The following is a 12,376-nucleotide window of genomic DNA, read 5'->3' as shown; positions in this document are numbered from 1 at the left end:
CCCATGACCCACATCACCAACAGCCGCCCGCGCATGGCGGCGATCTACGCCCCCGGCAAGGCACGCGCCCGCCGCTGGCACGGCGCAGGCGACGTGCGCGGCTACCGCCCGCCCTCGGGCTGGTCGGCTTGCGCCGACCTCACCGACATTCATCCCATCACGGGCCACGCCTTGCCGCGTGCCGTGTGGTGGCTCATCGAGACGAAGTAATAATCGCGTTCAGCACCGCGTCCAGGCCGTTCCGACCTGGACGCGGTGGACGCAAAATCCGGGCGCGGCAGTGGCCGCGCCCGGTGTTCCAAGCGCACAGCCGAATCGGAACGCCGTCGCCATCACCACAGTTCAGGCGGCGGCGTTGACGTGACCGGGCTTCCCGCCCGGCAATACCAGGCCCGCATGGACCTGCAAGCCGAAGCGCCCGCGGTGCGCAGGAATCACCAGCAGTTTTCGGCTTGCCGCGTGCATACCCCGCAGCGTAGGCCGCGCCCATTTCATCAGAGGCATGTCCGCGTTTCCTGTTTGGAAATCTGGAACTGCCTGGGCGTGTCGGCGCACTGCGCCGCCGGGCTTTCGGGCTGCGCCCCGTGCCGACTTCGCTGTCACGGCCATTCGGCTTCAATCCCTCACGCCTTCGCGCCTGCGGCGCTGCGCTTGCCTCCAAGGGAAAGCCCTGCGGGCTATCCCCGCCGCGCGCAGCTTGGCGCCTCTCGATGCGGCCAAACCGGCTGCGCCGGATCGGCCCGGCCAGCGCCCCGCCGCGATGAACGGAGCGCTGGCGACCACGCTGGCGCTTGCTGCGGCAGGTTGTGCAGGTGCGTGCCGTCCTCAACGCTGGCGGTTCCTGCCCATCACGTCACGATGGACGGTTCACGGACAACCCGCCCGGCATCGCTATGGAACTTCCACGCCACGCCTCAAGACCGGCACCGCAAGATGTGGCGGAGGCGTTCTCGCCTGTCGTTGCGGGGCTGACCTGGCCCGCGTCAGCGGGCGAGCCGGAGAAGCCTTCGGGCGGGGATGCCGAGTTGGCCCCATCTCCTTTCGGAGCGGTTCGGCCCAAGGCGTCCTTGTCTCGTTATGAATCCTGGCGGGGGCGCGGCTGCGCCTCGGGCTTCATGGCTGCAACCGTCCGGCGAAAACAATTTCCCCGCCGCTGCGCGGCTTCCTCGCGCAGCAAATTCTTTTCGCCTCCCGGCTCTCCACTGCGTTTCGACCGCAAGCGGTGCAGCCAGCCCGTCCCCCGCCGGCCGGATCACAACAAGGACGCGATGGGCGCGAACCTTGTTCAACCGAAAGGAGAAATCATCATGGCCAACATCGGCACCTTCACCGCAGACAAAGACGGCTTCACCGGCACGCTTCGCACCCTGACGCTCAACGTCAAGGTCAAGCTGGTTCCCAACGACAAGGGGGACAGCGAGAAAGCCCCGGACTTCCGCGTTCAGGCCGCCAGCCACGATATCGGCGCGGCGTGGAAGAAGACCAGCGAGGCCGGGCGGGACTACCTGTCCGTGACCCTCGATGACCCTTCGTTCCCGGCTCCGGTCTATGCCCGCCTGATTGAAGGCGAGGACGGCACGCACGACCTGATCTGGTCGCGCAGCAAGCCCCAAGCGGCGTGACCGCCGCAGCGCCCCGCCCATTGCGGCGGGGCGTTTTTAGCTCACGGCCCTAGTTTGAGGAATGGCTTCATCAGGCACTGTCAAGTTCTGACTGAAGAACATTACCTCATTACCAACATATCGTCTTTGTGCGGTGTAGTTCAGACCATAGCTCAACGATTGGCTCATGCGATACATGGCACAAATTTCTTCCGCGTTGTCATAAGAAACAACCCAAGGCCATTTGAACTTCTTCTGTTGAATGACTTTGGCAATGGCCGCGTGGTCATCATGCTCGTAGTAATTTCGATACAACCCCTTTCCCTTAACGTAGTATGGGGGGTCGAGGTATATCAGAGATTGTTTTGGCAGAAAATCCGAGCAGCGATTCAGAAGGCGCAATGAATCTTCACGATACACCGATATGTCACTCTGTCGCCGGGCGATTTCACGAATGCGTGAAGCAACAACGTCCTTCTTAAATCTAGCATCCAGCTTGTAGTTCCCGTTCTGACTCTTTCCGCCAATGACGCCTGCCTTGAGAATTCCAGATCGATTCGTCCGATTCATGAATAAAGTCGCAAATCCTTTCTCGACTAGGCTGGCAACGCAATCTTCGCGCAAAATGGTTCGCCATCTAAACCATTCTTCAATGGTAATAGGGGTGGATTCGAGTAAATCAAGAAGCTCAGTTGAATGCTTTGTTACAGCAACCCAAAAAGCGTATACGGCAGGATCAGCATCGTTGATATGGATATGACTTGCGTGCCCATGAAAGAGTAGATCAAGTGCAACGCCTGCCCCGCCAGCGTATGGCTCCAAGTAATGCCCTCCCGTGACACCATTCGTTTCCATTATTTTTGCAATGAATGGAGCAAATGGCGCCTTCCCGCCAGGGTAGCGCAGAGGGCTATACAGTCTGTTTGAGAACATCGTTATACCTTTCTTGGCTTAACTTCCAAGGCGGCCAACTTGGTGACGTCCACAGCATACCCTATGCTCATCACACCGTGAACAGCCGTCTTGAAATTTTCCAAGAATTCGTTAATAAGCACTGGATTGTTATCTGCCCAATGCTTCCAAGGATTGTAGGGCTTGGCTCCAGAGGTGAGCAATTTCTGAAATTCGACACTCTTATAAAAACGCTTAAAAACCTCTCTCGGCTTCTTGGTTCCAGTGTATGCAGCCACCCGCTCCTTCACCTCAACAGAATCCCCGTTGATTGAAAACTCGTTCAAAACCTCGCGAGCTGCATTGGTGAAAACATCTCTTGTGAACTGCAAGTCATTTTTCCAAAACGGATGTGCGGCAGGGAGATTGTACAAGTGCTCGAATACAAGTTGGTCAGGCGGGAGATGCCCGGGCAAGAGAGTCACTGTCTTATAGCTCTTCCCTGTAACTTGAGAGCCTTGATCTGCATCCAGACAGACGATGCTTCTTTCCGAGAACTCAGGGATTTTCTTCTGGATCAACTGAAGATAGTTGGAGCATCCGAGTGACACTTCCGACATCGGGTTTGTGAACTTCTTTATTGGCTGCCTGTACAGCAAAGTTGCAAAAAAGTCTTCAGCCTCTTTATCTTCGAAATAGATATTGATGCGAGGCAGTGAAACTCCAGACGATGTATCGATGGTCTTTGTGTTGATGTCTGCACTAATCTGCGCCCATGACCAGTCTTGCATCACCTGGACATTGCCATAGGTGTTGCTCAAATAAATGGTCTTGTACTTTCTTCTGAACTGGCGACTTTGCTCATATGCATACTCAATCAGAACTGGCGAATGCGAAGTCATGACAACTTGAAGATCCAAGTTCTTGCACTCGCGATCAAGCATCTTCAGTAGATTTACTTGTGCAGTCGGAAATAGCCCAGCATCAGCCTCGTCGATTAAAAGCAAACCGCCTTTATAGTCAGCATAATCTTCCTTCAGCTTTCTGAAAGACATCAAGGCCAATATGATCTGGCCTGCATTGTCCTCACCCGCCGAAACAGAGTCTTGGTCGTAGTTCTCCCCGTGCGCCACCGCAGAACTGATTGTTCCATCAGTCCCTGTTGCAAGCGATGCGTTGCGATTGAGAAGTTCGTTCGTTAGCGCAATGAAATCTTTCTTGTGTTGCTCTAGATAATCAAAGTCGCCTAGCTTGTAGTCTCTGGCCGCGATAGGGTAAAGACGCTTCAAGCTAAGAAAAATCACCGGATGAGTAAAATTCCTGCTCGTGTTGCTGCTTCCGGCCGCTGTACTATTATTCCTAACCACAGGCCTGGGTGACTTCCCTCTTTTCATCAGCTCAAGTTTGGCGGTCGCAGCCTGATTTGTATATCCATCAAGCAAATCAATGTTCACGGACATGGAGCCGGGGACATCAAACTTTTCGGATATCCTGAAATGGTCACTGTATTGAGACTTGAACATCCCTCCTGCAATCTGCCGGAATGCAAGGGACTCATCCTTGACGTAATCTTTTTCAAAGCTAAAAATTTGCGCAGCTATGCCCAGTATCGAGGACTTTGATGTGCCATTTTTCCCGCAAACAACAGTGATGTAATCGCCGAACTCAACCGCCACATCGTTCAATGCGCGGAATTTCTCGATTGTTAGCTTTTTTAGTTGAGTCTTAGGCATGGTGTGCGGAGTTTGTTTTTAAGTCCCTTGAAGAAACCTATCTTTGGCCGGAATCATCCACAGCCAATTCTTTGAGTTCCTGTCGAACTAACATTAAAAGGTGATCGGCTTTCTGTTCGCTGTCGCCGGAGTACGCCAAGGTCAGCAACGTGAGCGGGTGGATCTTCATTCACTTCGCACAGTTCGGCCAGCTTGTGCAAGGTCGGGCTTTTCAGGTCGCGCTCCAGGGTACTCATGTAGGTGCGGCTAGACACGTCAGAGAACGCTTCCTGGCTCAAGCCGCGCGCCTTCCTGACCGTCTTCAATGCCTTCGCCAGCGAGTAAGTTGTTGCCACCTTGGGTTCCCCACAAATACCAAGATGACACCCCATTGCATCCTATAGAGCTACAATCTATAGTGCTCATTCAATGCCTGTGCTTTTACGGAAATCCGTATCGGCGGGTTCCTGTAGAGCCACGGAACCGCATCCGTGCTTGCGCACGAAGGCGCAAATCCGGTTTCGCGGTTCTGCGCTTCGACGTGGAACCGCGTTCGTGCACCATTGGATTTGTGGGATTGCCGACCATGCCGCAGCCGCTCACCACCGCCCCGGAACGCGCGCAACTGCTCGCCAACGGCGAGGCCCGCGCCGCTGGCCGGGCCATCGACCCGGTGCCCGTGGTGCGGCTGTTCACGCCGGACGCGCATGTGACCTGGCTGCTGGCCGCACTCGATCCCGCCGATGGCGACACCGCCTGGGGACTCATCGACCTGGGAATCGGGATGCCGGCGCAGGGAACCGTCAAGCTGTCCGAGCTGGCCGGCATCGTCGGGCCGCGCCAGCAGCCCGTGATGCGCGACCTCTATTTCCGCCCCACGCGCACGCTGTCGGAATACACCCGGCTGGCCGAGCGCGACGGAGCGATCCCGGACTGAATACGGCTTACTGTGACTTTTTCAGTCTGGTGTCATACCGGGTAAGTCTCAATCGGGATTCTTGCGGCGTAGCCCCACCAGTCTGACCCAAATAGACAGGATGCTTGGCGCGGGTCGCGGCAGGCTGGCTTGTGCAGTGTCCCCGGTCGGGGCGCTGCCGCCGCAGCATTGAGACGAATACCGCAACACATCGGAGCCAATCGGTCTTGACAGCCCCATCCGCCTTTGTAACCCATGACGTTCCGACGAGGGCGATGTAGCGCGTAGTTCTTCCGTGGCGGCGAGTCCTGTTCGCAGGAGGAGACGTCATGGTCAATCCTCATCACCTCGCGCATTGGTATCCGACTGCCGCATACCTGTATGTCTTTTGGCTGGATGCGCTCGCGCTCGCTTGGGAGTACCTGCGCAGGCATCCCGACTACCGGCTCGACTGGCTGCGCCGTCATGGCCGGCCTGAAGCAGCGCATCGCTGGGGCTTGCGCCTGCTGGAAGATCCGATGCTGGATGCGCGTGACGCGCATCCGGCCTGGCTGCCTGGTCATGCCGCCGTGGTGCAGCTCTACCCCGACGCTGATCCGCCGCAGGATGCCACCGCCTTCGCGTTCTGGCGCATCCCCGGCCACAAGCAACTGTTCCACGACGGCAAGAAGCTGGCGCTGATCGCGCGCAGCCCAGGCCATTGCCTGCGCTTTGCGCTGGCGCCCGGCCTGGAAGACGGCATGGCCGTGGCCTATGCCCAACGGAGCGGCACTGCCGCGCCTGTGCGCGGTCATGCACGCGGCGCGACCTTCGCTGCCACCACGCCCAGGCCAACACCTTCCGCGCTGCTGGAACTGCACACCTTGCAGGCGCTCGACGCGACCCTCGCGGGCGCGTCCTTGCGCGATGTGGGCGAAGGACTGTTCGGTGCCGACGCTGTGGCCGATTGGTACAGCGACGGCGGCCTGCGCTCGAAGGTGCGCCGCCTGGTGCGGCGCGGCGATGCGCTGATGCGCGGCGGCTATCGCCACCTAGCACAGCTTCCGCCGCTTGAGAAGGGTCGTTTTGATGTGGACGCAAAACGACCCTGAGTAGAAGGGCCGCGTTTTCTGAGACTGCCTCCATCCGGTCGCGCTGTGTGGCCGGGCGCTTTCAACCGATGGAGGTTCACACCATGCGTCCCGCTCCCTTGCGGCCTGCCGCCACTGTCTCGACCGCTGCCGCGCAGCCCCAACGCTATCTCACCAACGACGAAGCGGCCGAATACCTGCGCCTGTCGCCGCGCACGCTGGAAAAGCAGCGCGTGATCGGTGGTGGTCCGCGCTTTCGCAAGTTCGGCCGGCGCGTCATGTACGCCGTGGCCGACCTCGATGCCTGGGCCGCCGACCGCAGCTTCGAGACGACTTCCGATCCCGAGTACGCCGAGCACCACTCGGCCGACAGCCGTGCGCGCTGATCGGCGGCGCGCGGCAGGCCATCGCCATGTCCAGCCCTGCGCTGCCGTCCCGGCAGCGGCCGTTGCAAGAGCGCGAACAGCTCGACCTGTTCCGCGCCTTGCCGGGCGACATGGCGCCGCGCGACAGTCAGGACTTGATGGCCTATCCCTTCTTCTCGCTCGCCAAGTCCAAGCGGGTCAAACCCATCGACTTCCGCGCGGGCAACGTGACGATCCGCGTGGAAGGCACCGCCGAGCACGGCATCGCCACGATTTGGGATGCGGACATCCTCATTTGGGCGGCCTCGCAGATCGTGGAAGCGAAGGACGCGGGCCTGCGCCCGTCGCGGCTGATGCGCGCGACGCCCTACGAGATCCTGCGCTTCATCGGGCGCGGCAAGTCGCTGCGCGACTACCAGCGCCTCAAGGCCGCACTCGACCGGCTGCAATCGACCACGGTGGCCACGTCCATCCGCGAGACAACCGGGCGGCGTCTGCATCGGTTTTCGTGGATCAACGAATGGAAGGAACTGGCCGATGCCAGCGGCACGCCGCTGGGCATCGAACTGATCCTGCCGGACTGGTTCTATGCCGGCGTGCTCGACGCCGCCCTGGTGCTGACCATCGACCCGGCGTACTTCCGGCTGACCGGCGGCATCGAGCGGTGGCTGTACCGGCTCGTCCGCAAGCACGGCGGCAAGCAGGCATACGGCTGGCAGTTCGACTTCCGCTACCTGCACCAGAAATCCGGCAGCACCGCCAAGCCCTACGACTTCGCCTGCGACCTGCGCGCCCTGGTCGCGCGGCAGTCGCTGCCCGGCTACGTCCTGGGCATCGAGCGGATGCCGGACAACGGCATGGAGCTGCTGACGTTCCGGCCAGTGCCGCATACGGCACGGGGATAACTCCGGGAGAGCCTGTGAATGGTGTCGTGCTATCAGGCGTGCGGGGTATCGTGCTATCAGGCGTGGGACTATCGTGCTATCAGGCGTGCCGATCGGCCGCAAACCCGCGCCAGCATTGGGTTTGCGCGCCCTCTAACTTCCCTAACTTAATTTCTCTAACTTTTAGTAGGGCAACGCCGCTGCGGTGGACAACCACCACGCGGCCAGAAACGGCAGGTAATACCAGCCACCAGCCGACAGGTTTTGCAGACCGATCAAAGCAAGGCTTTCCAGCATGGAGGGCCACGCCATGATCGTCGCTCTGCTCAACCAGAAGGGCGGCGTCGGCAAGACCACGCTCGCCACACACATCGCCGGCGAACTGGCAATGCGTGGCCAGCACGTCATCCTGCTGGATGCCGACCCGCAGGGTTCATCGCTCGACTGGGCGCAGCGCAGAAGTCAGCAAGGCTTGCCACGGCTGTTCAGCGCCGTGGGCCTGGCACGCGAAACGCTGCATCAGGAAGCGCCAGAACTCGCCAGTCGGGCCGATCACGTCGTCATCGACGGGCCGCCGCGCATCGCCGCCTTGGCGCGTTCCGCGCTGCTGGCGGCCGAGCGCGTGCTGATCCCGGTGCAGCCCAGCCCCTATGACCTGTGGGCCAGCGCCGAGATGGTGGCGCTGATCCGAGAGGCGCAAGTCTTTCGGCCTGCGCTGCGCGCGGCCTTTGTCATCAATCGGCGCGTCAGCACCACCGTGATCGGGCGCGAGGCACGCCAGGCGCTCGCCGACCAGCCGCTACCTGCGCTGCGCGCGGAAGTGCATCAGCGCATTGTGTTCGCCGACAGCGTGGCCGCTGGCCGACTCGCCCGCGAAACGGCACCTGACAGCGCCGCCGCACGCGAAATCACCGCCCTGGTGGATGAACTGATGCGGTGGCCGACATGACAGCGCAACCGTCACCACGCGCCAAGCGCGTCGGCATTGGCGCGCGTCCGCCCACGAATCCACACGCCGAGGCGTGGATTCGCCAGGGCGATGCCGATGCGCTGAACAAGGGCGACCTCTACACAGCCCGCCTGACCCTCGACATCACGCCCGCGCTGCGGGCGCGTATCAAGGTGTCGGCCTTCACGCAGGGCGTGACCGTGGCCGACTTGCTGCGCGGCCTGCTGGAGCGGGAGTTTCCCCCGGAGAAGATGCCATGAACGCATCCGCTTTACCTGCGGCGCACGCGGCCACGGCTGCGCCGCTGCGCGCGCCTTCGGTACTCGCTGGCCTCGTCGGCAGCGTGCCGCTGACGCGCGTTTCGCTGGCCTACATCGAACCGCAGTTCAAGCTCTACCTGCGCTTCGGCGAACCGGCACGCATGCTGCGGCTCGACCGCTGGCGGCGCTGCGCGGTGTTCCTGCCGGGCGCGATGTTCTGCCGCATTCGCTGGCAGGCCAACGACTACGGAACGATCCGCTGGCAGCTCATGGTGATGCAGGCTGGCACGCCGCTGGACGACGTGCAGCGCATCCCCGGCGTGCGGCCCGGCGCACGCCTGCTGCTGCACGCCGAAGGCGAGAACGCGGTGCGTGCCGTGCTCGAACGCATCGACGGCATCGGCGCGCAGGGCATCGCCGCCATCGACGTTTCGCCCGCGTACTGGCGCACGCTGGGCAACCGTCTGGCGGCCCGTCTGCCGCTGCCCGAATACACCGCCGAGCGGCACGCCGCTTGGCTGACCGGGAGGGCGCTGCCATGACGGTCCATTCCACTGTCGCACGCACGCCCGAAGCCGCGCCGCATCCTCGCTCGCGCCTGCGCGCTCGCATCGTGCTGGCTGGCCTGTCCGCCTGCGGCCTCGCTGCGCTGGCCTGGGCGGCGTTCGTGCAGCCGCTGCCGCGCCTGATCTACAACCCGTCCGACAGCGTGCCGGTCGGCTGGTATCGCGTGAAGCCGCTCGACCATCGGGCCACCTCGCTGCCACGTTCCTTGTCCGTGGGCAGCATCGTCTTGACCCTATTGCCTGCCGACGCTGCCGCGCTCGCTGCGCAGCGCGGCTACCTGCCGGCACACGTTCCGCTGCTCAAACGTGTGGGCGCGGTCGCGCCGCAACACGTCTGCATCGTCGCCGGTCAGGTACGCATCGACGGCGTGCCTACGGCCGCCGCGCTGCCTGCTGATCGGCTGGGCCGGCCGCTGCCATCCTGGCCGCATTGCCGCCCGCTGGCCGAGGGCGAGCTGTTCCTATTGAGCGTGACCAATCCGGCATCGTTCGACAGCCGCTATTTCGGGCCGGTCAGCGCATCCGTCCTGATCGGCGTCGCGCATCCGGTCTGGCTGGAGACACGCTCATGATGGCCGCCGATTCGCTGCACGTCACCGTGCATCTCATCGTGCCATCTGGCATGTCGTTCTGGATGCTGTTGCCATGTCGTCGCGCGTGCAGCGCGAACGCATCCGCGCCGCGCTTCGCGCAACATCCGGCGCAGCCGTCCAATGTGCAGGCGTCTTGCCTCGAACGCGCCCGGCCTGCGGCCATTGGCGCGCTCGCCGGCGCGCTAGCTGCAAGCAGCACAGCGCCGCCGGACCGCCGACACCCGGAGCGACAGCGAAGGGCAAAGGCGGAAGGCAAGACAAAAGGGGGCAACACCTGGCCGCCCGCAAAGCCAGTCTGCACGTGGGGGTGGCGCGGCACGGGGCGGCTTCGCCGCCGTGCCGCGTGGGGCGCGTGGCCCGCACCAATGCAGGCATGTCCGCGTGCTTCGCACGACCGGACACGCCGGGGCTTGCAGGGAGCGCGGCCATGACCGACCGCCGCGACGATGATTTCCGCATCCGCCCCAGCGCCCCGAAGAATCGGGGCCAAGGCTTCGTCTCCAAGGTGCTCAAGCAGACCGGCAAGGCCAGCAGCGGCAAGTCTTCGGTGCGCCGTCCCGGAGGAGCCGGCAAGGGTGCCGGAACCGGCCAGCGGCCCGGCTCGCGCCTGGGGCGCGGCCACACGGCCGCGCGCTTCGCGGGCGCAAAGCTGACGCCCATGTCGCGGCGCGTGACCATCAAGACGCTGCTGGTCAATCAACGCCAGGCCAGCCCGCAGTCGCTCGCCAAGCACCTGCGCTACATCGAGCGCGACGGCGTGGGCCGCGATGGCGAGCCGGGCCGGGCCTACGGGTCGCAGACCGACGAAGCCGACCTCGATGCGTTCAAAGAACGCTGCCAGGACGACCGGCACCATTTCCGCTTCATCCTCTCGCCCGAGGATGGCGCCGAGCTGGAAGACCTGCGCACCTACACCCGGCACCTGATGGGCCGCATGGAAGCCGACCTTGGCACGAGCCTCGATTGGGTGGCCGTCAACCACTGGAATACCGACAACCCACACACGCACATCGTCGTGCGCGGGCGCGACGACACAAGCAAAGACCTCATCATCGCGGGCGACTACATCGCCGATGGCTTCCGCCATCGGGCCGCCGAGCTAGCGACCGAATGGCTGGGGCCGCGCACCGAGCTGGAGATCCAGCAAACCTTGCAGCGCGAGGTAGAACAGGAACGGTGGACGAGTCTCGACCGTACCCTGGAACGCGAGGCTGACGACGATGGCCGCGTGCAGATCGAACGCTTCAACGAACCCCGGCTGCAACGCCAGCGCCTGCTGCTGATCGGTCGCCTGCAGCGCTTGCAGCGCCTGGGCCTGGCCGACGAGATGCAGCCCGGAACCTGGGCCGTCCATGCCGATGCTGAAAAGACCTTACGCGCCCTGGGCGAACGCGGCGACATCATCCGCACCATGCGGCGGGCCATGCGCGGCGAGCCGCGCGAGCTGGCGGTGTTCGAGCCAGGCGACGACGGCCGAACCATCCTCGGCCGCGTGGCCGCGAAGGGGCTGGCCGACGAGCTGCGCGACCGCGGCTATCTGGTGATCGACGGCGTGGACGGCAAGGCCCACTACGTCGCACTCAATGCCCGCGACGAGCTGGCGAACTATCCCACCGGCGCCGTGGTGGAGGTGAAGGGATCGGCCGACGTGCGCGCGGCCGACAAGAACATCGCCGCGCTGGCGGGCGATGGCCTGTACCGCACCGATCATCACTTCGCCATCGCGCAAGGTCAGGCCACGCCCGACCGCGACCCGCACGAAGTCGTGGCGGTCCACGTCCGGCGCCTGGAAGCCCTGCGCCGAGCGGGCATCGTGGAGCGCGTGGCCGAGGGGCTATGGAAGGTGCCGGACGACCTGCCCGAGCGTGGCCGCCAGTACGACGCGCAGCGCCTGGGCGGCGTGGCCGTGGAGCTGAAATCGCACATACCCATCGAGCGGCAGGCCCGCGTGATCGGCGCCACCTGGCTCGACCAGCAACTGATCGGCGGCGGCAAGGGCCTAGGCGACCTGGGCTTTGGCGGCGAGGCCAAGCAGGCGATGCAGCAACGCGCCGACTTCCTGGCCGAACAGGGGCTGGCCGAGCGGCGGGGGCAGCGGGTGATCCTGGCACGCAACCTGCTGGGCACGTTGCGCAACCGGGAACTGGCGCAGGTTGCCCAGGACATTGCCGCCGAAACCGGCCTGGCGCACCGCCCCACGGCAGACGGGCAGCGTGTGGCCGGCATCTACCGGCGCTCGGTCATGCTCGCCAGCGGACGCTACGCCGTACTCGATGACGGCATGGGATTTAGCTTGGTGCCGTGGCGGTCGGTGATTGAACAGCGGCTGGGGCGGCAGATCGCCGCGACGGTGCGCAGCGGTGGGGTTTCATGGGAAATTGGGCGGCGGCCTGGGCTGTCCCGAGGCTAGTCAGGCCGACCCCAACGATCCCATAAAATGGATTCAACGCAGTCCACTGCAATCCCAACTGGGGGGCCATCAACCCCGGGAGTAGAAACGCAGGCGAGCATTGCGTTCGGCAGGCGATTCGTTCTGCAATTCGTTGATCACCTGTGCTCGCGTCTTGCC

The 12,376-nt window shown here is 63.1% G+C and carries 15 protein-coding genes and 1 pseudogene; 11 read left to right on the top strand and 5 right to left on the bottom strand.

Annotated elements, in window-relative coordinates; genetic code table 11:
• Positions 1 to 3 precede the first annotated feature (3 nt).
• A complete protein-coding gene (locus tag AC1PPL_RS14415; protein WP_019372672.1) occupies positions 4 to 210 on the top strand; it encodes a hypothetical protein in 207 nt (68 codons plus the stop codon).
• 132 nt (positions 211 to 342) lie between these two features.
• Here AC1PPL_RS14415 and AC1PPL_RS14410 read toward each other — a convergent pair whose 3' ends face one another.
• Positions 343 to 504 (bottom strand): hypothetical protein, encoded by a 162-nt coding sequence (locus tag AC1PPL_RS14410; protein ID WP_180551041.1) that lies wholly within the window; start codon positions 502 to 504, stop codon positions 343 to 345.
• Between the two features lie 803 nt (positions 505 to 1,307).
• Here AC1PPL_RS14410 and AC1PPL_RS14405 point away from each other — a divergent pair.
• Complete coding sequence (locus AC1PPL_RS14405; protein ID WP_019372671.1) at positions 1,308 to 1,622, top strand: DUF736 domain-containing protein; 315 nt, start codon at positions 1,308 to 1,310, stop codon at positions 1,620 to 1,622.
• A 36-nt stretch (positions 1,623 to 1,658) separates the two neighbouring features.
• On the opposite strand, the gene AC1PPL_RS14400 is transcribed toward AC1PPL_RS14405, so the two are convergent.
• The 3 genes and pseudogenes from AC1PPL_RS14400 to AC1PPL_RS14390 form a co-directional block, all read right to left on the bottom strand.
• Positions 1,659 to 2,534: a DNA adenine methylase gene (locus tag AC1PPL_RS14400; RefSeq protein WP_075806994.1), complete on the bottom strand. Its 876-nt coding sequence runs from the start codon at positions 2,532 to 2,534 to the stop codon at positions 1,659 to 1,661.
• Between the two features lie 2 nt (positions 2,535 to 2,536).
• Positions 2,537 to 4,225: an AAA family ATPase gene (locus AC1PPL_RS14395; RefSeq protein ID WP_082394029.1), complete on the bottom strand. Its 1,689-nt coding sequence runs from the start codon at positions 4,223 to 4,225 to the stop codon at positions 2,537 to 2,539.
• A 37-nt stretch (positions 4,226 to 4,262) separates the two neighbouring features.
• Positions 4,263 to 4,560: pseudogene (locus tag AC1PPL_RS14390) on the bottom strand (helix-turn-helix domain-containing protein).
• 230 nt (positions 4,561 to 4,790) lie between these two features.
• Here AC1PPL_RS14390 and AC1PPL_RS14385 point away from each other — a divergent pair.
• The 4 genes from AC1PPL_RS14385 to AC1PPL_RS14370 all read left to right on the top strand — a co-directional run bounded on the left by AC1PPL_RS14385 (position 4,791) and on the right by AC1PPL_RS14370 (position 7,460).
• On the top strand, positions 4,791 to 5,141 hold the full coding sequence (locus AC1PPL_RS14385) for a DUF2958 domain-containing protein (protein WP_040435232.1): 351 nt from the start codon (positions 4,791 to 4,793) through the stop codon (positions 5,139 to 5,141).
• A gap of 308 nt (positions 5,142 to 5,449) precedes the next feature.
• Complete coding sequence (locus tag AC1PPL_RS14380) at positions 5,450 to 6,211, top strand: DUF2285 domain-containing protein (RefSeq protein WP_241349761.1); 762 nt, start codon at positions 5,450 to 5,452, stop codon at positions 6,209 to 6,211.
• Between the two features lie 83 nt (positions 6,212 to 6,294).
• Entirely contained in the window at positions 6,295 to 6,576 is a 282-nt protein-coding gene (locus tag AC1PPL_RS14375; protein ID WP_003107109.1) for a helix-turn-helix transcriptional regulator, read from the top strand.
• 26 nt (positions 6,577 to 6,602) lie between these two features.
• Complete coding sequence (locus tag AC1PPL_RS14370; protein WP_241349759.1) at positions 6,603 to 7,460, top strand: replication initiator protein A; 858 nt, start codon at positions 6,603 to 6,605, stop codon at positions 7,458 to 7,460.
• Between the two features lie 162 nt (positions 7,461 to 7,622).
• Here AC1PPL_RS14370 and AC1PPL_RS14365 read toward each other — a convergent pair whose 3' ends face one another.
• On the bottom strand, positions 7,623 to 7,751 hold the full coding sequence (locus AC1PPL_RS14365) for a hypothetical protein (protein ID WP_257789741.1): 129 nt from the start codon (positions 7,749 to 7,751) through the stop codon (positions 7,623 to 7,625).
• Here AC1PPL_RS14365 and parA point away from each other — a divergent pair.
• From parA to AC1PPL_RS14340, 5 genes are all read left to right on the top strand, one after another.
• Entirely contained in the window at positions 7,750 to 8,388 is a 639-nt protein-coding gene (gene parA, locus AC1PPL_RS14360; protein WP_479973570.1) for a ParA family partition ATPase, read from the top strand. The two genes, AC1PPL_RS14365 and parA, sit on opposite strands and share 2 nt — an antisense overlap.
• Positions 8,385 to 8,648: a hypothetical protein gene (locus AC1PPL_RS14355; RefSeq protein ID WP_041111083.1), complete on the top strand. Its 264-nt coding sequence runs from the start codon at positions 8,385 to 8,387 to the stop codon at positions 8,646 to 8,648. The genes parA and AC1PPL_RS14355 overlap by 4 nt, the downstream gene beginning before the upstream one ends.
• Complete coding sequence (locus AC1PPL_RS14350) at positions 8,645 to 9,190, top strand: DUF2840 domain-containing protein (RefSeq protein WP_041111055.1); 546 nt, start codon at positions 8,645 to 8,647, stop codon at positions 9,188 to 9,190. The genes AC1PPL_RS14355 and AC1PPL_RS14350 overlap by 4 nt, the downstream gene beginning before the upstream one ends.
• On the top strand, positions 9,187 to 9,786 hold the full coding sequence (locus AC1PPL_RS14345; protein WP_041111053.1) for a S26 family signal peptidase: 600 nt from the start codon (positions 9,187 to 9,189) through the stop codon (positions 9,784 to 9,786). The genes AC1PPL_RS14350 and AC1PPL_RS14345 overlap by 4 nt, the downstream gene beginning before the upstream one ends.
• 448 nt (positions 9,787 to 10,234) lie before the next feature.
• Positions 10,235 to 12,217, top strand: coding sequence for a relaxase/mobilization nuclease domain-containing protein (locus AC1PPL_RS14340; RefSeq protein WP_479973569.1), 1,983 nt, complete (start codon positions 10,235 to 10,237; stop codon positions 12,215 to 12,217).
• Positions 12,218 to 12,376 lie beyond the last annotated feature (159 nt).

Source organism: Diaphorobacter sp. B2A2W2, assembly GCF_056730635.1.
The sequence above is the reverse complement of the archived record's forward strand: the minus strand, read 5'-3'. Positions and strand labels throughout refer to the sequence as shown.